We start from the raw sequence: 25,717 nt of genomic DNA on the forward strand, positions 1-25,717 counted from the left end.
AAAAGTATAAACAACTTCAGTCAAAAAGAAAATGACACATCCTGCAAAGAAGATATTCAATGCCATAAAGAAGAGCGGGAAAATGAAGAAGATATACCCCTGGAATTGAATAGATGGAATCAGCGTAATCTGGTTACTCTTCATATTGAACCAGATTTTGGCAGGATCCCATACTTCGCGCATTCCAATATTATAAGAGCCGAATTTTTCAAGGTGAGGAATGAAATAGTTCTTCACATTGAGCCACATGTAGTGACGCGCAAATTCAAGGGGATAATGTTGTATCAGCCATTTTCCATATGCATTATATATCGGTGAAACCGATCCCCATGCCTGGAATCCACCGGGAGCACCTGGCAGATTGGCCCAGCCATGTTTGCTTAAGTAGGGTTTTAAAATAGCGGTAGGTACTTTGATGAAAAATGTACCGGGCAATTCTGCCAGATCATCGGCAGTAGGGGGTGTCTTTTTCCAGAAAGCCCGGGCTTCCCTATCCAGTTCCAGTGTGCCGGCGGGTAGTTTGGTGCTATCTACGTCAATGCTGCCGTACATATACAATGCATTGTTGGCGATCTGCCATCCTCCAAATACCGAGAACTCCGCTGTACCTGTCAGCTTTTTTGTCTCCTGCTGTGTATACCAGATGAATGGGAAAATCAACAACCATGGCAATACCATTCCTATAAGTTTTAGGGGCCATTTATACCCGGCGAGTAAAATCGCAAATACACTGACTATAGGGTAATATATCGCCGTATATCTGATCACAAATGCAGCCCCAATCAATAATGCCTGAAAAACGATATTGGAGAAGGTAGGCTTGTAATACATCCATAAGTACTGGGTAAACAGGATGAGGCTGATGGAACAAAAGATAGCATCGCTCAGTACGCAATTCGCCAGTACAAGAAACATTGGGTTGAAGAACAAAGAGATATACAATATGAGTGCATATCGACGGGGTAACCCATATAAATATAGTATTGAGAAGAAGAAGTATAGAAATGTAACGATTAGTATGATATACTGTACATATACGAGAAATACATGCGATGATGAGAACAGGTGAATAAAGGCGATGAATTTAGAATATCCTATCGGCCAAAGATTCACATTCATGTGGTAGAGATTCGTATCTATATAACTATAGGAATCTGAAATAAAATCCGGATAGGGATATAGTATTTTAAAGAGGGTGAGCTGTATGAGCCCGGCAATAAAAGCAACGAGTATGTATTTTTTGTGAATACTGTTTTTGAATACATACTGTAAGAATGGTGAGGAAGCACCGTAAACGTTCAAGTCTTTCGCAATAGTGGTCATATTGTTAGAATAGTTTATCAGGTATGGAGCATATTGAGGAAAACTAAAATTCTGAGCGGTTAAAAGGGGTTGAACTAAAGATAATGAAAAAACTGTAAAATTGAAACTATGAAACAGATTATCATTCTATACTGCTAAATAGTTGCGGCCCGGGGCATGAGAGGCCATTGGCGTTAACCGTCGGCCTCCCGTTCAAATTTATCTTTCAATATCTCCTTTAATGGCTTTCTCAGGATCCTAGATTCTGTCCATGCCGAAAAATCAAAAAGCTGTAGCTGGTGTTTTTCATAAGGATCTTGCCTGATCTGCTGAAACACTGTCTGCAGCTTTTTCCATAATGTAATTCTATGTACCATCACAGGAGATAACTCTCCTGCACTGAGAAATTTGATCATCGTCCGTTCTAACAAAAACGCACGTTTATTATCTGGTCGCAGATACCGCCTGAAAGCCCGTGTTTCGTAGCGGATGTATTCATAGTTGCCCAGTTCATATTGAATGAGCAGATGTACCAGCCGGAAAGTGCGGTAGAGGGGGAGTGTACTGTACAAACTGCTTTGTTGTAGTACATGGTCCAGTGCATTGTGTGCATTGTTGATATCTCCATTACCAAGATATACCAGTGCACGTGATAAATAAATTTCTGCACGTTGTACGAGGGTGAGTAATTGAAAGTGTAAGGAAGGTAATAGCTCCTGTTGTAAAGTGAGTGCGTGGTTAAACTCTCCACTATCAATATGTATAGCTGGTGAATAGATAAATAACAACCGTACAATCATCACACTGAAATAACCGGAAGTAGCTTTGAATCTTAATACCTTATCCAAAAACAGCGACAATTCTTTATATCTTCTTGCCGCCCGCAGACTATATAAAATTCCTTCTATCACCATCAGCTGCTCTCCCGGTGCTTCATACAAAGGCGCCGATTCATAAAAGTATTGCAACGCTGTCGTAAACTCTCCCGCCAGCAAGAAATAATTTGCCTGAAAGAGCAGATGTAATTTCTGATCTGTATTCACCAGTGCTTCCCGCGCAGCCATTTCATCTAATACCTGTCTTTCTGCAGGCGTACGTGCAGGGCCGTTGTAGAGCCATTGATATCGTAGTTGTTCATAAAGCGCCTGTTGTTCCTGATAGTTGTCCAACTGTTTGATGGTAGTAGCAATCTCTGCCTGTTTTTCTTTCAGTTCAATTTCATTGATCTCAGGAAAATTTAATAACTGCAGCAACTGCATTTCCTGTTGCCGGCTCCATAGTGATAATATCCATTGTGCTTTCATGTCTGCCTGTTCTGTCGTCTTTTGTAATTGCTTCAATGCATCTTCATATAAGGATCGTTCTACCAGTATCTCTGCTTTCAACAGACCAGCTATCAGTGGTTCCCGCTGTAGCCGCATGTGAAGCAGACAATCCAGCAATACCTTATACAAATACTTTCCTGCTACGTCATAACTACTACCAGTATATTGTTGCTGAAAGGCAACTTTTGCTGCAGCAGGCCCGGAAAAAGAATGTCTGTCCAGCAGGTCAAATAGATTGACATAATCTTTGTTCCCCTGTTGCATGGATGAATATAAACGGAAATACCTTTTTTCCGCTTTGGTAAGTGTACTAACAAGCCTGCCAAGCATATCCGCTTTAGCCATAATTCAAGATGTTTTTTAATGTTCAGGGCATTTTTAACGGTTGCTCAACGTGATTATAAGAGGGTAGATGATTCGTCACTACAGCATCATTAACGTGATCAAGGTTGATGTCGGAGACAAAATAAGTTAGATTTTCCTAAGGCAATAATAATGCAGCCTTCTTTCACATAGCATTGTCTGAATTGTATAGGTGTAAAATATAATTTGATACTGAATATCAAATAGATATAAGCCTGTGGTGGCCACCAAAAACGATTTTGGGAATGTCTGAACAGGTGGAAAAATGGTATATTTTTTATCATACAGCTAACTATATTTGAGCTGTTATTCAGTGTTCCCGTTAAGTGCTATGAGCGTTTGTATTTCAACCTTAATCTAAAACATTTAAACTGTAGCCGAATCATAAGTCCATTTCAGCAAACCTAAATAACCTTTAAAAAATGTATTTAAACTAAAACGCTAAATCGTTTTACAATCTTTTCCACGTTTTTGTATTCACGGGTCAGGTTCGTGTTGTTCACCCTATTATACTCCACGTATAACATTTAGCGCCAGGTGTAATCGATTACATCTTCTTTAAACATATTCTCATATGCATCTATCTGTACGGATCATCATCACGTGCCTGGTATTGTATGGCCATAACGTACACTCACAGTCATTACGGAAGGATTCCCTGCCTCTCAGCGCCGACAGCATGCGCATGGAAAGGGAAGTCCTCTACCCTTATAATAGCCTGCAACAATTGCTCAAAGGCAATACTGCCGGTGTTTATATCCAGGAGCCATCTGCCGAACCGGCATCGATGAGCAGCATTGTATTGCGCGGTACTGCGGTTCCTTATATCAGTGCACGCAATAATTACGAAGCACAGCCTACCATCTTTTTAGATGGTATTCCATTGATCGCTGATCATCCTTTTACTTTCGATATACAGGAGTTTCAGTACAATCATTTAGGCCCGGCCAGCAATATATTTGCAGCCATTGATCTGAATAATATAGAGAGTATTGAGGTGCTCAAAGACTTTGGACAGGCAGCTATTTACGGCCCAAGGGCCGCGAACGGCGGGGTTATTCTGATAAATACAAAAAAGCCTGTAACCGGTAAAAGAAAAATAAGTTTCAACACCTGGTTTGGGATGGTACAGCGCCCACACCTCTATACCACCAATGCTAAATTTGAAAACGATTTCAGGCAGGTATTTTACGATAAATATGCTACGGAAGAAGAAGGTCAGAATTATCCATTATACCTCCGGGATTCGACTAATAATGCCTATTACGGGCCAGGTAACTGGACTGATCTTTATTTCAAAAATACACCTGTCTACGGTATCAATGTCAGCCTTTCCAGCGGCACTGACAGGGCGAATTTCCTCTTTGCCGCCGGCAACCAGCGTTCCGCAAATGCCGCCGATGCGACAAAATCAGATCGCTACAATGCCATGTTTAAGATCAACATGGTGCCGCTCAAAAACTTTACAGTCAGCGCTATGCTCAGCGCCACCCGCCTGGAACGAAAACGCAATCGCTGGCTCCGCGACCGCTTTGCCGAAATGCAATACCTGCCGGATCTGAGTAGTCCACTACCACCCAATAAAACATTCTATGCACAATACCTGAAAGAATGGGACAAATCTTTCGATGATAATAAGACCAATGAAGTGAATGGCTACTTCTCCATTAATTTAAAAATCTCTGACAGCTGGCAGTTTACCTCTCTCTCTGGATTTGATTACAACGAAGGGCTGCGTGATGTATTCTACCCCAGCACCCTGCTGGAAACAGTAAATTATCTCTCTAACTACTTCGGGTATAATCAACGTGTGTTTGTGAATAACACCCTTCAGTTTCAACACCAGTGGGGTAAACACGGTGTGAAAATCGAAGCCGGCGAAAACTTTCAGGCAGACTTCAACCGTTACAACTACGCCTACGCCTACAAAGGACCCAATGACCTGATCAGGGTAAATCTCCTGTATTCTGATAATACTAAAGACAATTACCTGTCGCCCAAGTCATTCAACCACGCACTGATGTTCACTTTTCTGGACAAAGAAAAACATCGCCTGCTGTCATTCTATGGCCGCATGGCTTATCAATACAACAACCTTTTTGACTTTTCCCTCATGATGAGAGCAGATGGCTCTTCCAGTGCACAACCGGACAACTGGTGGTTCTATTCACCCACCTTTACCGCCGGATGGCAACTGAGTACCACATCCAGGCTTCACGCCAGCTGGGGAAGGGTAGGCCGGTTGATGCCGGATGACCGCTTTGGTGAAGGTCCACAGTATACCTCCGACCTTTCATTCAGCAATAACCCTGTTCGCTTTTCGTACAACGGGTTTCCGGGCATCAGCCGTGCCTATTCTTCCGGTTACATCGGCTACGGCATCCGCTGGCCATTTACCGACCAACTGGACATTGGCTGGAACACAAGTTTATTACATGACAGGATCAACCTCGCCGTCGATGTGTATCACAAAACGGATCACAACATGCTGCTGGAAGTGCCTTTCTCTGCTGAATATGGCTATGCCTACCAGTTTAAGAATGGGATGAAAGTCCGCAACATGGGCGTAGACCTGAGCGCCAATGCCATCATCGCTACAAACCACATCAGCTGGCAACCAGGCATCAACCTGAATTACAATCGCAATACCCTCATGGCATTGCCCGGTGGCTTGCAGCAACTCGTAGTAGCAGATGGTACCCGCCTGCTGAAAGTAGGTAGTAGCATCGACCAGTTCTGGGTATTGGAAAATAACGGGATCTACAACCGCGATACCGATATTCCTACCAATCACGCTACCGGCAAGACATTGAACTATAAAGGAATTCCCCTGCAGGCAGGTGATCCTAAATGGAAAGATCAGAATGAAGACGGCGTGATCGACGATAAAGACAAGGTCTTGAAAGGACATGTACTCCCTGTCATCTCCGGTGGTTTCACCAACGATATCAGGTGGAAAGGCCTGACCCTGGGTGTTAACTTTTACTTCACCGCTTTCAGGAAAGTGATGAATGCAGAAATAGCGAACCACTTTGACTTCGTAAACAGAGAAGGGAAGATAGACATGAGTGCTGTAAAGGAAATCACCTTCTGGACCAAAGCCGGCGACTATGATAAATACCCACGTTATAATCCATGGAGTACAGTAGATCCCTATCGCACCGACCAGGACCTCTTCCTGGAAAACGGCGCTTTCCTGAAACTACGTACGCTGTCGCTCACCTACGATGTTACGACCGCTAAGTGGTGGAAAAAAAAGAGCCCGATTCATAACCTCGCGGTATACGCCACTGCCAGCAACCTGTTTACCCTTACCCCTTACACAGGTGGTGATCCTGAACTCGTAGACTATAGCGGCTTTGATACTGGCTACTCACTTCCTTTCTCTAAAACCTACACCATCGGCATAAAAATGGATTTGTAATGAAACGACTATTTATACTGCTGCTCCTGTTCTGTAGTACCAGTTGTAAAAAACTACTGGATATAGATTCCACGCATGCTGTTTCGGAAGAAAACTTCTGGAACTCACACGAAGATACCCGCACGGCCCTTATCGGTGTTTATGGTTTACTCCGTGCCGCCATGGCAGATAACGATGCCTGGTGGATGTATGGAGAACTACGCATGGGCGACTTTCAATCCGTACAGCGTCAGGACCTGAAAGCCATTGTCAAAGGCAATCTCCGGGCCGCTTACCCGTTATTGCAGACATTGTCTAACTGGCGCCGCTTTTATGCCGTGATCAATGCCGCCAATATGTTCATGGAGCACGTAGGTGAAGTAAAGGAACGTGACCCTAAGTATTCAGATCAGAATATGAAAGTGGATATTGCTCAGATGCGCTTTATGCGGGCGTATACCTATTTTTTCCTCGTATCTGTATGGGGCGATGTGCCTTTAATTACCTCCTCCCACGATGGGGAATTTGAGAATAAAGCAAGAGATGACAAAGCAACTATACTGGCTTTTGTAGAAAAAGAATTGCTGGAAGTTGCTCCCGACCTGCCTTATAAATACAGCGTAGACGATCCGCAGCAGCTGGGTCAATACTACAATGAAACCAGCACCCGCTGGGCAGGTGTACTGGCCCGCAAACTCACTGCCTACGCTATTCTGGCACACGTAGCCGCCTATCAGGGAAAATATGTGGATGCCACTGTGTACGGACAGTTTGTACTGGACAACTATTCCAAAGGGGGTAGCTATTATGTAGGCACTGACGAACTGGTGAGAGGCACCGGTTTCTTCCACTGGAAACAGGACAACCACATCCTTGGTTTCAACTTCGACTGGGGCCATGTGGACGCTACTTTCTCCGGTCACCTGGAAGAACTTACACTCGCCAAACCTGTTGTAGACAAAGCATTGCCTGATATCTATGTACCCAAGGATACTATTCTCTCTGTATTTGATCAACCCCTGGACGAGCGTTTCAGTCTGGATACCCTGACAGGCATACCTACCTCTGAGCATTACTTCACCAGCTTCAATACCCAGATCCCCATCTTCAATAAAGTGAAGGTGATTCAGGATGGCAATACATCTGATCCTTCATTCAGAATATTTTCCAGCACCATCATCATTACCCGTCTTGAAAATATCACACTGCTACAGGCAGAATCGCAGGCGGTGATCGGTCAGCAACAAAAGGCAATTGACCTGTTGAACACCATTCGCGATCTGCGAAGAATAAAACGTTACGATGCCTCCACCGAAGGCGACCTGATCGACGCCATTTTCAGAGAAAGACGTAAAGAACTGATGGGAGAGGGCTGGCGCTGGTTTGACCTGATTCGTTACAACAAAATCAAACAAAACGATCCATCGTTTATGGCACTCATCAATAATGGTGGTATTTACTGGCCGGTAGCGGATGAAGTCATCACACAAAATCCATTGATCACACAAAATCCTTACTGGCAATGAGTAAATACACCTTGTTTTTTCTGCTGCTCGCCTTTGCTGCCTGTAAAAAGGATAAAGGATATTATGACTATACCAACGAGTTGAAGAAATATGATGGTAATACCTACGACTTTCTGCATAGTCAGCAGCAATACGATTCATTCCTGCTGGCTGTAGACCGCGTTGGATTAACGGATAGTCTCAAGTCAGGTAGTTACACGGTATTCGCACCATCTGATGCCAGCTTTAAACAGGCGATCGAAAACATGAATACCCTGCGTACTATTCAGGGACGTGGCCCTATGTACATCAGTACACTCCCCCAGGAACAACTGGATACACTGGTCTGTCGCTACATAACAAGGGATACCATTTCAGCAGGTAGAATGCAGTTACAGGATGGGCTGGATCTGCCTGCCATCCGTTATGGTTATCCTATGCATGGAAAATTTAGTCGTACAGATGCGGAAGGGCATGTGAACGGTGGACCCGGCATCATTACCTACAGCGATACCAAAGGTGTGATCTATACAGATCGCTGGTCCAATGCAACAACGGTGGCTATTGACATTGTGACCAACAATGGTATTGTGAACATACTTGAAAAAGATCACCAGTTCGGCTTCGACGAATTCATTGGTCGTATGAACCCGACTACCTCTACCCCCTGGAATGACTACCCCTTCTTTATTCCAGGTGTCATTGGCTTAGAGCAATTCAATCGTGGCGGTAACAAAGTCGCTTACCTCGATTTCTCTATTGACAATAGAGGAGGCCAGTACCGCCCTGCGGAAAACGTAGACATCGCTGCTGCTGAAGGCGGTTTCAAAATAGGCTGGACAGAAACAGATGAATGGATGGATTACAGTGTAGATGTGACAGAAACCGGTAGTTATCAAATGATGCTGCGTTATGGTACCTCTGCCGACAATGGGAAACTGCACCTGCTGCTCGATGGGGTGACAGTAACAGGTAGTGCCATGACAACAAAATCTACCGGTGGCTACAGCAATTATACTGATATATATGCCAGCGGTGTGCAGCTGAAAGCCGGTAAGCACCTGTTGCGCCTCTACTTTGACTTTGCAATCTACGACTTACGATTTATAAAACTCATACCCGAAGGCCGCCCTCTCCCCATACCCGGTGTGATTACACTGGAAGACTATGATCCGGGAGGCGAAGGCGTAGGTTACCACGATGTGACTACCGAAAACTCAGGTGGTAAATACCGACCCAATGAAAGTGTGGATATCGATTATTCTAGAAATGAAGGTGGCGGTTATCAGGTAGGTTGGACAGATACCGGCGAATGGATGAACTACACGGTAGATGTAAAGCAAACCGGCTACTATGTGGTATCTACCTTAATGGGTAGCCCTAACGACGGCGGAAAATTCCATATAGAATTCGATGGGGTGAACGTCACTGGTTCCGTAGCTGTACCCAATACGACCGATTATCACAAACGGCAGAATGCCACTGCCACCATCTATCTCACCAAAGGCGTCCACGTGATGCGCTTTTATGAAGAAACCGGTGGGTACGATGTAAAGTCCGTCACTTTCAGACCCTTGAACTAATGACCATGAAACGACTGATATTAATATTGCTATTATTCATTTCCTGCCGCAAATGGGCACCAGATGACCTGGATTATCTGAGTGCCAGGGCTGTGTACAATCAGACCGTATTTGCACCTGTAATGGGCAGGACCACGTTGTATTCCCAGATCTTCAATACCGACAATTCCAGTACGCCTATCCAGTTTAAAATACTGAACGTACGTATAAAGAAAACCGGGGAGGCAGTTACCGACCTGGATCAGACTGTAGATGCGCTGGTATGGAAACAAGCCTATACAGGCTATGAGACCTCGCTGGATGAGATCAATGCCAAGCGTACGATAGAAAAACATACTGTATGGGAAATCAGACCTGAATCCGGTGATTTTGTATTGTGGTCAGCGACCGGGTTGCGGGCGCAACCTGATTCAGGTTACCTCTTTGATGTGGAAGCGACGAACTCCGGTGGTAAAAATGTGTATAAGGATATGAGCCTGATGCCCTTTAGGGAACAGCCATATTCACCGTATGAATACGACCCTGTCACTGGTTTACAAAAGGCGACTTATCCCAACACGAATGATTCTTCCATATTCGTATTGCAATACAATCACCCCGGCATTAGCAACATCACTAACGATGATAATAACCTGGACCTGAAATCAGATAGTGTACGTGTATTGTTTCACAAAGCAGGCAATGGCCACAGCGTCACATTTAAGTTTATGGACAAGGATTCCCTGCCTATAGATCCGGCTCAATTCAACCTCACACCCTGGGATAGCCTGATGCACGGATTTGATATACAGCGCACCACGACAGGCGTGACCTATCAGGTCGCCTATCCCATTCCATTGATGCGGTACAAGACCCGCTTTACCAATGGAGATGGTTCTCAGGCATATGTGAAATTCAGTTTTACAAGAGTGGGCTTTGGCAATCTCAGGCAGACAGGCACCATAGATCTTTCCTTCAATATCTATCAGGAAGGAGATTGGGAAATTATCTTCTATTTCAGGAACAACCCCCGGTTCAGGGATGAATAAACAAAGAAAATTATGAAACAAACTATACTGTTGCTTTTTTGCCTGCTGACCGTTGTTTTCCTACAGGCACAGGACAAGGTTCCCATCACCGGGCAGGTCAGGGATGCAGCTACCAATGAACCTTTGGTAGGGGTAAGTATCATGGCTGGTGCACCGCTCAAAGCAGTAGGTATCACCGATGCCAATGGGCATTTCTCTGCGAGTGTGTTGCCTAATTCCCCGCTGGTGTTCCGCTATATTGGTTATTCCGATTATCGCTTTACCCTGAAGGATAAGAAAGAACTGGTGATCCGGCTGGTGGTTACAGAAAATAAACTGAATGAAACAGTGATCATCGGTTACCAGAAAAAGACGCGTGAGATCACCACCGGTTCTGCTGTGATCGTGAGTGGAAAGGAATTGCAGGATGTACCAGTGTCGAACGTAGAACAATTGTTACAAGGCCGTGTAGCAGGTTTGAATATCCAGAATAATACCGGTGCACCTGGTGCCCGTGGTATGATCCAGATCAGAGGCCTGTCTAACATCACAGTGACAGGTAGCGGGAATGATGCCTTCCTGTCGCCTACTTCTCCTTTGTATGTGATAGATGGGGTACCAATTGATGCAGATGCAAACTTTGAATATGGATATCAGTCAGCAGGTCCCGGTGTAAGTCCCATGTCTTTGATTCCTCCTGAAGATATTGAAAGCATGGAGATCCTGAAAGATGCACAGGCCACAGCGCTGTATGGCTCCCGTGGGGCATATGGTGTGATCCTGCTCACTACCCGCAGAGGTAGCTCGCCTATACCATTGGTGCGCTATACAGGTAACTTCTTTGTGAATACACCGCCACAGTTGCGCAAGACTATTGGTGGCGCAGCAGAGCGGAAATTACGCCTGCAGCAGATATACAATAGTGGCAATATCAATGATATCTACAACATCACTACTACCCACTTCCTGGCAGATAGTCTCAATCCTTATTATAACAATTCTACTAACTGGCAGGATGTATTTTATGCTGCTACTTACAACCAGACACACAATGTCAACATCAGTGGTGGGGATCCTAAATTCAACTACAAGGTGGATCTGGGATATTACCACGAGAATGGTGTAATCCGCAATACGGGCTTTGACCGCTACTCTGTGAATACGAATATGCTGTACCAGCCTAATCCAAAGTTCAGGGTATTCACCAGCTTATCCACACAGGTTGGTAAAAGGAACAAAGGTGATGGTAATGGACTTACACAAAGTGGTGTAGCTGCCAATGCATCTGCCTCTTCTTTGCTGCCGGGTCCTTCATTTTATCAAAGTACTTCCGGCGTATTGTCATCATTAGATACGAAGAATGATAACAAGACTGCCAATGTGAGAGCAAGTATCGATGCCAGTTACCAGTTGTTAAAAGGGCTGAGCCTGGGTTCAAGTGTGAGCTATGATTACGCCAGTAATACAGAAGACAGGTTCACGCCAGCGGCTGCTCATGGAGACTTTTCACAGGTATATGCATACAATGACCGCAAGTTTACTTTGTACAACAGGAATACATTGTCTTACTTCACCTCTATCAAAAATAACCACAACTTCTTCATCTCTGCTTTCAATGAAATCTACAGCAAAGGATTTCAGGCGCAGGTAATACAGCAGGAGAAAACACCAAATGACCAGTACCAGGGACCATTGGGTTATGACGGCTATGCGTCACTGGGTGGTGGTTTGCTGGACAACTACAGCAAGCAGCACATTGCCAGCTTTGCAGGTACATTCTCTTACAACTACAAGCAGAAGTATGTGATGGATCTTAGCTACCGTATGGATGGTACATCCAGCAGCGGTTTTGAAGATCCTTATTCTAAAAATCCGGCAGTGGGTGTGAGATGGAACTTTAACAAAGAAGGTTTCCTCAGTGAAAAGAAATGGCTCACCTACGGCTCACTGAGAGGTAGCTGGGGACAGAACATTGTACCATCCGGCGATATCTTTTCTATCTATGGCACATTCGATCCCCGTGGTACGTACAATGCCAATCAGCGACTGGGTATCAACTATTCACTCCTGCCGAATACAACCTTACAACCCACTGCAACCACGCAATACAACTTTGGTTTTGAAGCGGGGTTCTTTGACAGTCGGTTAGAAGTGATCTTCGATGCTTATTACAAAACGGTGAAGAACCTGTTAAGAACAAAGAACCTATCTAACATCACCGGTTTTGATCAGATCACCACGAACGAAACTTCGCTCATTGACTATGGTTATGAGCTGACCCTGACCTTCCGTCCACTGCCGCGTACCAGCAAGGTACAATGGACCGTGTCTGTGAATGCTGCTCTCAATAAGGACATCCTGACCCATTTACCCAATGGCGCCAGACAACTCATTGAATATGATTATACCAACAGTCAGCATACCTTATTCCGTGTAGGTAGAAATAGTCTTACAAACTACCTGTTCAAAACAGAGGGAGTATATGCCACAGATAATGACGTGCCGGTAGATCCCGCTACGGGACAGCGTTATCGCACGGCAGATGGTACGTACTTTAAAGCAGGTGATCCTATTTTCAAAGACGTAGATCATAACTATATACTGGATAATAATGACTATGTAGCTGCGGGCAATTCACAACCGCTCATTACTGGTGGTCTGCAATCTTATGTGAACTATAAGAACTGGTCACTGAACCTCAGTACATCTTATACACTGATCCGTAAAATTCTCAACAACGCATTTGCAGAAAGAATGCAGTACCTGGGTGATCCTTACAATGCGAAGGCGGTAGTAGATGTGAGCGATGTGGATTACTGGAAACCGGATCATACAAATGCGAAGTACCCGAACCCATTTGATTATACCCGTTATTCTTCCATAAAGCCATACAGGTATGATCAGACATTGATAGAGGAGGATGGCTCTTACTGGAAAATAAACACCATTACACTGGCTTATTTACTCAACAGGAAGTTCACCAACCGCTATGGTGTGAATTCAGTGAGGACATATTTCTCCTGCAATAACCTGATCACGTTTTCGCCCTATAGCGGTCCGAACCCGGAAAACGTATCCGCGCTGGGTCGTGATCAGTCCAGTGGTTACCCCGTACCACGCAGTTATAATTTCGGGATGAATATAGAATTCTAACACACTAAAATGAGAACGATTATGTATCGCAGGATATATCTCATCGCTTGTTTACTATTGATTACCCAGGGAAGCTGTAAAAAGTTCCTGGATGTAAAGGCACTGGACAAACTGTCTGGTAATGCTTTCTTCCAGAGTGCCAGCGATGTAGAAGATAATATGTGGGATATCTATGGCCTCTTCAGAGATGTAGTCGGCTCCTGTCCCTTGTATGCAGTAGCAGGAGAGGTGAGGGGCGGTATGCTGGGTTATTCACCACAGAAGAACGATGGCAATGATCGCAGCTTTGTAGAATATGCTGCAAAAAACGATTTGATACCATTGATCTATACCCCTTCAGGCAAGGATTTCTGGAACATATTTGACCTGGCAAACCTGTCGGACTGGAAACCGTTTTACCGGGTGATACAAGCCTGTAATATCCTTCAGTACGAAATAGGGCGCCGTAGTATACCGGACCTCTCTAATGAACAGAAACTGGAATACCAGGCAGAAGCCACCTTTATGCGTTGCCTCTCTTACTGGACCATGGTACGCCTGTGGGGCGATGTCGCTTACTATACAGATGCGTATCATGAAGCACCACTACCCAGAGAAAAAATGGTCACCGTAATGAAGAATTGCATTGCTGACCTGAGTGGTGTAATGGATAACCTGCCATGGACATTTTCAGACCCTGCCAACCGTGGTGCTCGCGCCAGCAAAGGTGCCGCCATTGGTCTTATCATGGAAATGAATATGTGGAATGCAGGGTTTGATAAGGCCAATGCACAACAATACTATAAATCCACTGCCGATCTGGGAAATGACCTGATCCAGAGTGCGGCGTACGAATTGTTGCCCATAGATCAGTCCTTCACCATCTTCAAAGGTCGTAGTAAAGAAAGCCTGTTTGATATCGTGATCAGTAGTAACTATGGAGAAACCTTGTCAGAGAAATGGAATGACCTCTCAGAGCTGGTGGTGCACTATCCATATAAGCGTCCGGCTGCCAATCACCAATACAGCTTTTGCTATTTCAGGGCCGAATACCTGCGTCGGCTATATCCTACAGGCGTACCGGATGCCCGTATAGAAATGTGGTTTGACTCCCAGATGTTTGCCAACGACGGCACCTTCCTGTTCCTGAAATACAACAGTGTGTATGAGCAGGGGAATGACGATGTGAATGTGGATAACAACCTCATTGTACTCCGCTATGCAGGTGCGATTCTGCTCAGGGCAGAAGCACTTGCAGAGATGGGCGAAGATGCAGAAGCAATACGCATGATGAACCTGATCAGGGATAGAGCCAGGACTACGCTTTATCAGGGGGCTGGTGGTACCGCACTGAAGGAGGCCATCTTCACAGAAAGGTCCAAGGAACTGATGATGGAAGGGCACTATTACTTCGATCTGATAAGAACAGGCAGAGTGACGAATACAAACTGGTGTTATTACGCCCTGACACAATCCCAGTTTGACAATGGCGGATGGACCTGGCCTGTATCCACAGCTTCGCTGGATAACAACCCTTACATGCAATTAAATAATTACTGGTTAAGATAAAATATGTCTTATGCTGCGAATGATTTTATTTTCGACCCTGATATTGATGAGTTTATTCGCCTGTAAAAAGGATGAATACTACCAGGACTCCGGTACACAGGATCCGCATTTCAATGGCAATACCCTGGTTTATCTGGATGCTGTACCATTTTTCTTTGATTCACTGGCGCAGATAGTGCGCCTGTCAGGCATGGAAGATGTATTTACAAAAGATACACTCACCTTCTTTGCACCCACTGACCGTAGTATCAAAAACCTCGTAGAGTTAATGAACGACAACCTCTATATGTATGGATATGATACGATCAAAACTCTTTCAGATGTACCACAGGTCGTGTGGCAAAAATATCTGCAGCGATATATGTTCCATGGTGCGAATCAATTAAAGGATTATCCACAGATTGACTTCAGTCTAAAATCTATTTATCCCGGACAGGACTATCTATCCTGGAACAATACCACGATGAATATAGGTGCGATTTATACAGATGATAATGGCGTGAAGTATGTAGGCTACCGGCAGCTCACCATTTCCTACATACCGGATCTGACTTACCCATATGATAACTGGAACACAGCGATGGTATCTTCCTCCAATATTCTCACAGACAATGGAGTCGTACATACGCTGGATAAAGATCACAATTATTTCGGTTTTGATATCGATAATTTCCTGTCCGATATGATATCAGTAATGCAAACCGGTGGATGATAAAAAATAGCACACAATATGAAAATACTCGCTTATATACTGGCTGTCAGCATAGCACTTATTGCCTGTAGCAAAAAAGATAAAGTCTACCCGGATCCCTATGCGGGCGGACGTGCGCCACTGGGTGTGACACTCAGTACAGATGCACCTGCTCCGTCAGAAGCAGCGGTTGGCACCGTCATTACTTTCAAAGGCAGCGGATTGCTGCCACACAAGGATAGTATTCATTTCAATTTCAATGGCGAAGCTGGTGAAATAGTCGCTGTTGATTCTACCGGCATCCAGGTAAAAGTACCTGCTACTGCAAGTACGGGGGTGACCAGTGTATCGATTGGGGATCAGGTATTTATCGGACCGGTATTCAAAGTTAAGGGCAACCTGGATATTGATAATACGTGGAAAGGGGTAGTAGGTAGCAGCAGCTGGGTGAATGATTTATACCGTTTTTCAGACGGCCGCATCCTCCTTATTGGCGACTTCCTGGATTATGAACACAAAGGTGTGGTAAAACCTATAGGTCGTATAGTGCTCATCTCCAAAGATGGTGAAATAGATCGTTCGCTGCAATCAGGCAGAGGGTCAGATGGTTCACTCAGCACGATCGGAGCCCTGCCCAGTGGCAAGCTGGTAGTGGGTGGCAGCTTTGCATCGTACGATATACACCTGGCAGAGATGCACAACATCACGGTATTGAATGCGAATGGTTCAATAGATTCTACAGTCGTAAACACATTTGAAGGGAAAGATACAGTGCCTGCATTCAATGGTGGAACAGATGGAAATATCTCAAGGGTATTTGTACATGAAAATAAGATCACTGCAGTTGGATCATTCAGTTATTATGAGCAGTACGTGTATGGAATATCTGACTATTTGCATGAGCGGGATTCGCTGGTGGTAGACAGTATTCCAGTCAGGAACCTGATACGCTTTTTCCCGGATGGGTCGCTTGATTCTTCCTTCAACTACAATACAGCCTTGCACAGAAGTAATGATGGTGCAAACGGACCTATTGCCGATGCATGCATGCAGGACGATGGCAAACTGATTATCGTAGGGCGCTTTACCCGTTACAATGGTATGGATGCTCCCTACATTGCCCGTATCAATACAGATGGTAGTCTTGATCAGGGGTTTGGTGGTGCCGGTGCAGACAATACCATCGCCAGTATCCGCTACAATGCCACTACCCAACGATTTGTACTGGCGGGTGTGTTCCGCAAATTCGACGGAGTTGATCATCATGGATTGGTCATGCTGAAAACAGATGGTACGGTCGATCCGCAATTGACGCCGTTGCCCATGGCAACTGATGTGAGTTACAGGCTGGCGCAGCAACTGAACAATGGATTGATTGTAGTAAGTGGTTATTTCAATAAGTATGGCAATGTTCACCGTAGTGGGTTCATGGTATTAAACCCTGATGGCTCGCTGGCGGCAGGCTATAACAATACCGCTGATTTTAGTGGCAGTCTGACCAAAGTATTTGAAACTACCAATTCTTCTGGTCAGACGCAGACCCTCATCACAGGGCTTTTTAGTACGTTCAACAGGGTACAGATCACCAATGTAGTAAGGTTACTCTTTAAGTAAATGTCAATTATGCAGCACAGAATATATATCCTCCTGCTACTGGTCGGCTTCATGGCCTGCAATAAAGGCTACGACCGTATACTGGATAAGAAAGATTATAATGACAGTACCGGGGTCATAGCGCGTACCCCCAAAATATTGTTCCTCACCATCGACGGCGCGCGGGGAGAATCTGTGAGAGATGCCGGTGCACCCAACCTGCTGGCACTATCAGAGCATGCCATCTATTCCTGGAACAGCATCAGTGATACCATTGCCCTGCGCAGGACGGGATGGGCAGATCTGCTCACCGGTGTACACAAAGAAAAACATGGTGTGATAAAAGATGATTTCAGCAACAACCACCTGCAGGCATACCCTGTATTTTTCAAATATATCAAAGATAGAGAGCCTAAGTTCCGTATTGCAGCATACAGCTCCTCAGATAGCCTGGGTCAATATCTAATCACAGATGCTGACGTTAATCAAACCTTTGCGGACGATGATGCCGCCGCTACCCAGGCTATCCTGCAGGAGTTAACGATCGATACTGCCAGTATGGTATTTGGTCAGTTTTCGCAGGTAGAACTGGCAGGGCGCCAGTATGGATACGATGTGAGTGTACCCGAATATAAAGCGGCTATCTTACAGGCAGATGAAAATATCGGAAAGATCATCACTGCCCTCCGGCAACGTAAGACGTATGCTGCCGAAGACTGGCTGGTGATCATTACTGCCGGTAATGGCGGGGCTTATACCATCGATCCTTCAAATGATGATGGTACAATCCTGAGCAATACAAAGGTGAATACCTTCACAATCTATTACTCTCCCCGCTATGCGCCAGGTTTCTTAGACCGCCCATATACTGGTAACCGTTATGCCGGCAAGGCAGTGCGGCTGTATGGTAATACTTCGGCCAGTGCAGTGTATGCCATTGTTGACAGCGGAAAGGAAGATTATAACTTAGGTAAAGATGCAGAAGCGACGATAGAATTAAAGATCAAAAAGAACAAGACGTCCGCAGGTGATTATTCCTATACCTATCCTTCCGTCATTGGTAACAATATGTCGCTGGACTGGTGGAACAATACCGGGTGGAACATTTCGCTGGAAGTAAATGCCTGGGGAGTACACTTTGGTCAAAACGGTGCAGGATTTAATATGGCGACAGCCAGCAATATCAGTGATGGTAAATGGCATGACATTGCCGCCGTGTTTGTAAACAGGGATAATAAGCGGTACCTCCGCCTGTTCACAGATGGTAACTTCAACACAGAAGCAGACATTACCAGCTATGGCAATTTTGATACAGATGCACCGCTTACATTAGGCTATATGCCCGGTAATATTGTGAATAACCGCTGGCTGGATGCTTATATCACAGAGGTGAAGTTCTGGAAAGCGGCGATTCCAGACAATATCATCAGTGAATATGTATGTGCGGCAGAACTGCCTTCCTCCCATCCTTACCACGATTATCTTGTGGGTTACTGGTCCTGCAAAGATGGGTATGGCAATGTATTCAGAGACCAGAGTGAATGGTCGCATGACTTCCAGATCAAAGGTGGTTATCAGTGGGATGACTTCAGTGACCTGATGTGCCCAAGTAGTGCCAACAACCTTGCCCAGCTGGTGCCACAACCGGTAGATCCTGTGCGTCAGATCCTGAACTGGTTGCAGATAGCTGCTGATACTAAATGGGACCTGGATGGAAAAGTATGGGTCACTTCCTATGTAGATATTAACAAATAAACCTGCTGCTATGCGCCCTTATATATTTCTACTGTTAATTTTGTTTGCCTGTAAAAAAAATGACCGGTTTAAGGATGAACAGTTAAGCCCTGTCAGTGTCGCTATCAGTAGTGAGAATGGGATTGTGAATATACCGGGATCGGATAGCTATACCAAGACGACAGATGATATTACCATTCCGGTTAAGCTCGTGTTTTCTGCTGCCACACCTAAGATCTTTACAGTGAATATTGGAGTGGATAACGATACTGTCAATACCCTGATCGATCACCAGCAACTGGGTAATGCTGTATTACTGGATGAATCTTATTACACACTGCCAGGTACTGCTGAAATCCGCTTTGGGCTGGATACATTCAGTATTCCGTTAAAGGTAAGTATGCAGGCGATAGAACGGTATTATGGTCATGATCTGGCACTGGCGGTTCGTTTGTCTGACGTTACTAAGGAGAATACACTGGATGCAACAGGACAAATGGCGATCATTCTCATTCATACAGATAAGGTGATTGCCGAATCGGAGATCCACTATCTTTATTTCACCAAAGCAGGATCTGTATTATCAGAACCAGATGGTACGGATCATACACTGGGGAATACAGAAGTGACATTGCCAGTCAGTGTTACGCTGGGTGGTACGGCTGGTGGCGCATTCTCCATCAACCTCTCTGCTGCACCCGATACGGCACAGGCGCTTATTGACAATGGTACGCTGGCAGGATCAGTACTATTGGCATCAGGAACAGATTATACATTGCCAGCCACGGTGAATTTTCCAGCCAATACCAATGTGGCAAAATTCAATCTCACAGTGAAGACGGCTTCTATCATCAATAATGTTAACAACAAACCTGTATTGGCGATTCAACTCAGTGATCCTACCCGTCACCTGCTGGACTCTTCCAAAAGTATCATTGTGTTGGAACTGGATCCTTCCAAACTGATAGAGACTGATATTACCAACCAGAATATCAAATACACAACACAGTACGAAAATGGCAATGCCAATGAGAATTCTCCAAAATTGATCGACAATAATATCAATACAAAGTTCCTGTTAGGTAGTTTCTCTACTGTATGGGCGATGCTGGAATTTGATACACCACAGACCACTGGCGCTTACACCATGACTTCAGCGAACGATGCGCCCGATCGTGACCCTAAAGATTGGACGATAGAAGGTTCCAGCAATGGTATAGACTGGGTGGTAGTAGATAAGCGGGTAGATCAGAACTTTGGCTCCCGGTTCCTGACAGTGAAATACACATTCTCCAATCAGGCAGCTTATAAGTTCTACCGCCTGTATGTAACTGCGACAAATGGTAGCTCTCTTTATCAACAGGCAGAATGGCGGCTGATAAAACGACCCTGAGAAATTAAAAAAGCTTCTGCCTTTGGCAGAAGCTTTTTTCGTCCTATTTTTGACCCAATGAAACTCGAACTCATTCAGGGAGATATCACTAAAATTGAAGCAGATGCAATCGTAAATGCTGCCAATACTTCCCTCATGGGAGGTGGAGGTGTAGATGGCGCCATTCATCGCGCCGGCGGCGCTGCCATACTAGAAGACTGCCGGAAGATCATTGCCCGCCAGGGCAAATGTGCTACCGGCCAGGCGGTGACGACCACTGCCGGGAACCTGCCAGCCAAATATCTTATCCACACAGTAGGGCCTGTATGGAATGGCAAACCGAAAGAAGAAGAATTACTGGCCAATGCTTATCGCAATAGTTTGGAACAGGCTGTGGCACACGATGTGAAAATCATCACGTTTCCTAATATCAGCACAGGTATTTACCACTTTCCAAAAGATAAAGCAGCACAAATAGCTATCACTACAGTAAGAGAATTCTCCGAAAAAAATAATACAATAGAAAAGGTAATCTTTGTATGTTTCGACCGGGAAAATTACGACCTGTATAAATCCCTATTATAATAAAATCTATGAGAAGAATCAGCATCCTAATGGCCCTTGCAATAGCAGGATGTCATCAGGAAAACAAGACATCACAACGAGAAGACACCGCCACAGCAACCAGCACGACTACACCCGGCTCAGCGACTTCGCCAGCCGGATTCGAAGGGAAAAAAGTACAGGAAGGGGTAAAGGTACTGTTCGATACAGTGATCGCTACCAAACAAACGGATGCCTTTATCAGGGCTAAGTATCCTTACAATACACCCGGCATTCCTTTCACACACAACGATGAAGACATCACTGGTGATAGTACGACCACCCGCGTATCAGTTTTCCACATTCCGGGTTATGATATTACCTACAAGTTCGAATTTAAAGAAGAGTTTGAATGCGGTAGCAGCACCATTACTGTCAATAAAAAGCAGATCACCCGCATCATCGACGAAAGTGGCAGCACTGTGAATGATTGCGGATATTTCAGCTGGGGTGGATCACCAATGGAGACCTGCACTATCAACGGACAGCAATATGTGATACTCTCCGGTACCAACGAATGGGCTTCCGGCATGTTTACCAATCTTGTGTATGGTATTCTTGTACCACTGGCGGAGAATAACACTACTGCTTATCTTGTATCCAGCTATGGTCAGTTGTCTTTCTATCCAAAAGGAGAGGCCGGCAGTACGAAGCTGACCTTTTTACAAGGTGGCCGTCTGGAAGAAGATGAAGAAGAAGACGAATTAGACAGCTTACGTATACAAATCGCACAGCTTGACATCCGTCAATAAAAACAGTAACTTTCTCATACAAATATTTATGTATGAGAAAGTTCCCGTTATTATTACTCTTAATAGTAGTTTTTAGCCTACAGGTCTCTTCACAAGGTCTTGACAATCTATACCGACTCTCCAATGCCAAAACCCGTAGTATCAGTCCTGAAAACCTGACAGGCGAGAAAGGTAAAGGAGGTATGGCATCGCCCTCCAAAAATGCACCCCCTAACACAGCCAATGCATCTGATGCTGCCCGCGATCTGGGTCAGGGCTGGAAAGTAAATCCCTTCATCATCATCAAACCCGGTCAGACAGTCTGATATATCTTCCGTTGTATACTGGTATCAGACAGAGCCACATCAGCCATTCCCCACATTGCCGTCAAAAGATGCACTGGAAGTGTATTGAGCGGCATGGGTAAAATATGGTTATCATCAGTCATTATCATTGAATCTTTATAATCCTCTTTATAATATTTTTATTTCCTGACGACAATGTAGCAAGCAACCCAATAAAAATCATATGAAATAATAAATGTGTTTTCCGTGTAACTGACGGACAGGAGAAGTACTGCCATTTATCAAAGACCAAAATTTAATCGCCATGAGGGGACTCATAAAATCTGCGCCACTACTATTGTGGCTGCTAGGCTATTTATGCCTGTTGTCCAATGCACAAAACCCTGTCGTAGTAAAGGGTGTAATAAAAGATGATACCGGCACACCACTGATTGGAGCCAGTGTACAGGAAAAAGGCCAGCCGGCAAACGGTGCACAAACAAATGTTGATGGCCACTTTCAGCTCACCCTGAAAGGCAATTCAAATACCCTGCTTGTTACATTTGTAGGGTACAAAAGAGAAGAAGTAAAAGTTGGAAAAGGTGACCTCAGCATCGTACTGAAACGCGAAAGCCAGTCAGTGAATGATGTGGTTATCATCGGCTACCAGAGCGTGAAAAGACGAAACGTTACTGCTGCCGTATCCTCTATTTCAGGAAAGGAAATTCAGGATATTCCTGAAGCCAGTTTTGACCAGATGCTGCAGGGCAGACTGGCAGGTGTAAGCGTCTTATCAAGTACCGGTGAGATAGGACAACGACCAACCATCGTGATACGTGGCGCCACTAATGTGGATTACGGCAATGCGAATGGGGGCAACACCGGACCGTTGTATGTAATAGACGGTGTGATCTTCGATGTCAATACCATTGGTAGTTCTTACTCAGGTACCAATCCGCTGAGTATGATCAACCCCAACGACATCGAATCTATTGACGTATTGAAAGATGCTTCTGCTTCCGCTATCTATGGCGCCCGTGGGGGAAATGGCGTTATTATCGTGAAAACGAAACGCGCTAAGATGGGTAAGCCACAGGTGAACATGGGCGGTTATGTGGGCATGACCACCCGCCCTTCATTTAGAGACGTAACGACCGGCGCCGCAGAGAGACGATTGAAAATGCAGTTGCTCAATGATAACCTGAGTTATCTGCTCACACAACAGAATACAATTCCCGTTCAATTGACAGACAGCCTGAATGTAGCTTTCAATAATGATGTAGACTGGCAGGGATTACTGATCCGGGATAATGCAATTGTGAATAGCGAAGATGTATCAGTAGCTGGTTATTTAGGTTCTTCCAATTATCGCCTGTCACTGAACCACTATAATGAACAGGGTATGCTCAAAGGTTTTTCAATAGACAGGATGGCCCCTTCTTTCAACATATCCACCAATCCCCTGAAGAATTTAGGGATCACTGCAAACATCATTCTGAGCTCTGAACGCCGTAAGCATGGCACTGGCGGACAGGCAGGCCAGCTCTTTAACTCCTGGAACCTGCCTACCTCTTTTGCACACCTCACAGAGGAACAATATGCATTGTATACAGGACAGGCTAATCCGTATGATGATAACCGGATCTTTAGTTTCAATGGATCAATTGGTCTGACGGATACGATTGTGCGCAACCTCGTACTGCATAGCACATATGCTGCGAATAACTTTATGGATAAATGGGATTATTTTTCACCTGCTACACTGAATGGATTACAGAATACCGCTTATTCCATTTACAGTAATAATCCTTCGTGGTCTTTTGAAAATTACCTGGATTACGATCTGCATGTCAAGGACCATCATTTCAATGTGGTAGCAGGGGCCTCCGCGTATGATTTCAAAAATTATTACAGCTATGCATCGGCTGCTGGTATCAATGTAACAGGTATTACTACGCTACAGACGGTGCCGGCAGGTACGAGCCTCTATGTATCGACTACGAACCAGGAAAAGACAACCGTATCTTACTACGGTCGCTTATCTTATGATTATAAGAATCGTTACATCATTTCGGGTACGGTTCGTCGTGATGCCAGCTCTATTTATAGTCCGCAGTATCGCTGGGGTACTTTCCCATCAGTATCAGCAGGCTGGATCGCATCAGATGAACCATTCTTTGAGCCTGTTAAAAAAGTGGTGAGTTTCCTCAAATTCAGAGCCAGCTGGGGTATTACCGGAAATGATCCGGGTAGCTTTTATGCCAAGTACCAGGCACTATCCACCAATGCTTCTTACGTAGGCGGTACAACCGGTGTGTTGTACAACTATGGTACTTATACTACTGTAGGCGGCATTCCTTCTACCTACAATGGTACTACAGTAATATCACCTTATGGTAATACCGGCAATTACCTGAACAATGGAGTAAGTGCCAGTACCAGCGTAAGATGGGAGAAATATATTCAGCCTGATCTGGGTATAGATGTCACACTCCTGAATAACAGGATTAATCTGACCATGGACTGGTACCGAAAGGATGCGAAAGATAAATACTTCTACAACATCCCGGCACAGGCTACTACAGGTTATCAGTACTACTCCGGCAACTTTGTGGATGTGCGCAATGAAGGATTGGAAATAGGCATTAATACGAATAATCTTTCTCCCAAATCAGCCTTCCAGTGGAGTACCAGTTTTAATATCTCCTTCAATAAAAACTATGTAACAAAGCTGCCGAACAACAACCGCGACTTCATGTTCGGCGAAACCTGGTTCCAGCAAACATTTACTGTGGGAGAGCCTTTGTTTAATTACAAAGTATATAAGATAGACGGTTCCTTCGCCAACGATGCCAGTGTACCTACGGACCCGATTACGGGCAGGAAACTCACTTATATGGGTACGACCCTGCATGGAGGCGATCCCCGCTATATCGACATGAATGGGGACTACAACATCGATTATGATGATAAGGTAATAGCAGGAAATCCGATGCCGAAAATAACCGGTGGATTTGGGAATACATTTACATACAAAGGTCTTAGTTTAAATATCTTCTGTTCCTTCCTCACAGGCAGAAAGATCTTCAATGGTTATCTCTCCGATGCATTGAATGGTAGTAAGCGGTATCAATATTCTTGGGGCAGTAATGCCGGACCGGCAGCATTAACATCGCTGTTGAATCAGTTCTGGATGCATGAAGGTGATCAGACGAAATATCCTACGCTGGTAACCAATGTGGATAACGACCGGTATAATATTGCCAGTTCTTACTTCGTGGAAGATGGTAGTTTCCTGAAAATGAAGCAGGCTACGCTGAGTTATACCTTACCTCAATCAATCATTAAGCATATTAAAGTCAGAGGATTGAGTGTATATGGTATGGGTGAAAACCTGGTGACCTTCAAGAAAGCTGCCACCATACCAGATCCTGAGCTGGTAGATCCGACCACCGGGTCATCTAATATCGCTTATCCATCAGCGCTCAAATTTACTTTGGGCGTACGTGTAGAACTTTAA

General features: G+C 44.8%; 16 protein-coding genes. 14 read left to right on the plus strand and 2 right to left on the minus strand.

The genetic code is table 11. From position 1 onward, the window contains the following. The coding region (locus tag BW716_RS04200) for a hypothetical protein (protein ID WP_143708713.1) at positions 1–1,323 on the minus strand (1,323 nt) is incomplete at its 3' end. A 173-nt stretch (positions 1,324–1,496) separates the two neighbouring features. Then, the gene (locus BW716_RS04205) at positions 1,497–2,972 is read right to left on the minus strand and encodes a hypothetical protein (protein ID WP_083721273.1); all 1,476 of its coding nucleotides are present in this window, start codon (positions 2,970–2,972) and stop codon (positions 1,497–1,499) included. A 592-nt stretch (positions 2,973–3,564) separates the two neighbouring features. On the opposite strand from BW716_RS04205, the gene BW716_RS04210 reads away from it, so the two are divergent. The 14 genes from BW716_RS04210 to BW716_RS04275 all read left to right on the plus strand — a co-directional run bounded on the left by BW716_RS04210 (position 3,565) and on the right by BW716_RS04275 (position 25,717). Next, a complete protein-coding gene (locus BW716_RS04210; RefSeq protein ID WP_083721274.1) occupies positions 3,565–6,414 on the plus strand; it encodes a SusC/RagA family TonB-linked outer membrane protein in 2,850 nt (949 codons plus the stop codon). Next, on the plus strand, positions 6,414–7,919 hold the full coding sequence (locus tag BW716_RS04215) for a RagB/SusD family nutrient uptake outer membrane protein (RefSeq protein WP_083721275.1): 1,506 nt from the start codon (positions 6,414–6,416) through the stop codon (positions 7,917–7,919). Before BW716_RS04210 ends, BW716_RS04215 begins: the two co-directional genes overlap by 1 nt. Then, positions 7,916–9,481 carry a carbohydrate-binding protein gene (locus tag BW716_RS04220; RefSeq protein WP_083721276.1) on the plus strand — a complete coding sequence of 522 codons (1,566 nt, stop codon included), beginning with the start codon at positions 7,916–7,918 and terminating at the stop codon, positions 9,479–9,481. Before BW716_RS04215 ends, BW716_RS04220 begins: the two co-directional genes overlap by 4 nt. Positions 9,482–9,486: 5 nt before the next feature. Beyond that, positions 9,487–10,509, plus strand: a complete 1,023-nt coding sequence (locus BW716_RS04225; RefSeq protein WP_179090985.1) for a DUF5007 domain-containing protein — start codon at positions 9,487–9,489, stop codon at positions 10,507–10,509. Positions 10,510–10,521: 12 nt separating this feature from the next. Then, positions 10,522–13,641 carry a SusC/RagA family TonB-linked outer membrane protein gene (locus BW716_RS04230; RefSeq protein WP_083721278.1) on the plus strand — a complete coding sequence of 1,040 codons (3,120 nt, stop codon included), beginning with the start codon at positions 10,522–10,524 and terminating at the stop codon, positions 13,639–13,641. Between the two features lie 9 nt (positions 13,642–13,650). Further along, positions 13,651–15,189, plus strand: a complete 1,539-nt coding sequence (locus tag BW716_RS04235; protein ID WP_083721279.1) for a RagB/SusD family nutrient uptake outer membrane protein — start codon at positions 13,651–13,653, stop codon at positions 15,187–15,189. A 10-nt stretch (positions 15,190–15,199) separates the two neighbouring features. After that, positions 15,200–15,901, plus strand: coding sequence for a fasciclin domain-containing protein (locus BW716_RS04240; protein WP_083721280.1), 702 nt, complete (start codon positions 15,200–15,202; stop codon positions 15,899–15,901). 18 nt (positions 15,902–15,919) lie between these two features. Beyond that, positions 15,920–17,494, plus strand: a complete 1,575-nt coding sequence (locus tag BW716_RS04245) for a DUF5008 domain-containing protein (RefSeq protein WP_083721281.1) — start codon at positions 15,920–15,922, stop codon at positions 17,492–17,494. Between the two features lie 9 nt (positions 17,495–17,503). Further along, positions 17,504–19,228, plus strand: coding sequence for an alkaline phosphatase family protein (locus BW716_RS04250; RefSeq protein ID WP_179090986.1), 1,725 nt, complete (start codon positions 17,504–17,506; stop codon positions 19,226–19,228). Positions 19,229–19,238: 10 nt separating this feature from the next. Then, positions 19,239–20,600, plus strand: coding sequence for a DUF1735 domain-containing protein (locus BW716_RS04255; protein WP_083721283.1), 1,362 nt, complete (start codon positions 19,239–19,241; stop codon positions 20,598–20,600). 57 nt (positions 20,601–20,657) lie between these two features. After that, positions 20,658–21,164 carry an O-acetyl-ADP-ribose deacetylase gene (locus BW716_RS04260; protein ID WP_083721284.1) on the plus strand — a complete coding sequence of 169 codons (507 nt, stop codon included), beginning with the start codon at positions 20,658–20,660 and terminating at the stop codon, positions 21,162–21,164. An 8-nt stretch (positions 21,165–21,172) separates the two neighbouring features. Beyond that, positions 21,173–21,934, plus strand: coding sequence for a hypothetical protein (locus BW716_RS04265; RefSeq protein WP_143708714.1), 762 nt, complete (start codon positions 21,173–21,175; stop codon positions 21,932–21,934). A gap of 32 nt (positions 21,935–21,966) precedes the next feature. Next, the gene (locus BW716_RS04270) at positions 21,967–22,239 is read left to right on the plus strand and encodes a hypothetical protein (RefSeq protein WP_235643467.1); all 273 of its coding nucleotides are present in this window, start codon (positions 21,967–21,969) and stop codon (positions 22,237–22,239) included. A 283-nt stretch (positions 22,240–22,522) separates the two neighbouring features. Further along, a complete protein-coding gene (locus tag BW716_RS04275) occupies positions 22,523–25,717 on the plus strand; it encodes a SusC/RagA family TonB-linked outer membrane protein (protein ID WP_083721286.1) in 3,195 nt (1,064 codons plus the stop codon).

It is taken from the genome of [Flexibacter] sp. ATCC 35208, from assembly GCF_001975825.1.
GTDB lineage: Bacteria > Bacteroidota > Bacteroidia > Chitinophagales > Chitinophagaceae > Chitinophaga.

What these genes read in the sequence shown, in the direction of transcription:
- BW716_RS04205 (WP_083721273.1), bottom strand. Translation starts at nt 2,972, where the DNA reads ATGGCTAAAGCGGATATGCTTGGCAGGCTTGTTAGTACACTTACCAAA.
- BW716_RS04210 (WP_083721274.1), top strand. Translation starts at nt 3,565, where the DNA reads ATGCATCTATCTGTACGGATCATCATCACGTGCCTGGTATTGTATGGC.
- BW716_RS04215 (WP_083721275.1), top strand. Translation starts at nt 6,414, where the DNA reads ATGAAACGACTATTTATACTGCTGCTCCTGTTCTGTAGTACCAGTTGT.
- BW716_RS04220 (WP_083721276.1), top strand. Translation starts at nt 7,916, where the DNA reads ATGAGTAAATACACCTTGTTTTTTCTGCTGCTCGCCTTTGCTGCCTGT.
- BW716_RS04225 (WP_179090985.1), top strand. Translation starts at nt 9,487, where the DNA reads ATGAAACGACTGATATTAATATTGCTATTATTCATTTCCTGCCGCAAA.
- BW716_RS04230 (WP_083721278.1), top strand. Translation starts at nt 10,522, where the DNA reads ATGAAACAAACTATACTGTTGCTTTTTTGCCTGCTGACCGTTGTTTTC.
- BW716_RS04235 (WP_083721279.1), top strand. Translation starts at nt 13,651, where the DNA reads ATGAGAACGATTATGTATCGCAGGATATATCTCATCGCTTGTTTACTA.
- BW716_RS04240 (WP_083721280.1), top strand. Translation starts at nt 15,200, where the DNA reads ATGCTGCGAATGATTTTATTTTCGACCCTGATATTGATGAGTTTATTC.
- BW716_RS04245 (WP_083721281.1), top strand. Translation starts at nt 15,920, where the DNA reads ATGAAAATACTCGCTTATATACTGGCTGTCAGCATAGCACTTATTGCC.
- BW716_RS04250 (WP_179090986.1), top strand. Translation starts at nt 17,504, where the DNA reads ATGCAGCACAGAATATATATCCTCCTGCTACTGGTCGGCTTCATGGCC.
- BW716_RS04255 (WP_083721283.1), top strand. Translation starts at nt 19,239, where the DNA reads ATGCGCCCTTATATATTTCTACTGTTAATTTTGTTTGCCTGTAAAAAA.
- BW716_RS04260 (WP_083721284.1), top strand. Translation starts at nt 20,658, where the DNA reads ATGAAACTCGAACTCATTCAGGGAGATATCACTAAAATTGAAGCAGAT.
- BW716_RS04265 (WP_143708714.1), top strand. Translation starts at nt 21,173, where the DNA reads ATGAGAAGAATCAGCATCCTAATGGCCCTTGCAATAGCAGGATGTCAT.
- BW716_RS04270 (WP_235643467.1), top strand. Translation starts at nt 21,967, where the DNA reads ATGAGAAAGTTCCCGTTATTATTACTCTTAATAGTAGTTTTTAGCCTA.
- BW716_RS04275 (WP_083721286.1), top strand. Translation starts at nt 22,523, where the DNA reads ATGAGGGGACTCATAAAATCTGCGCCACTACTATTGTGGCTGCTAGGC.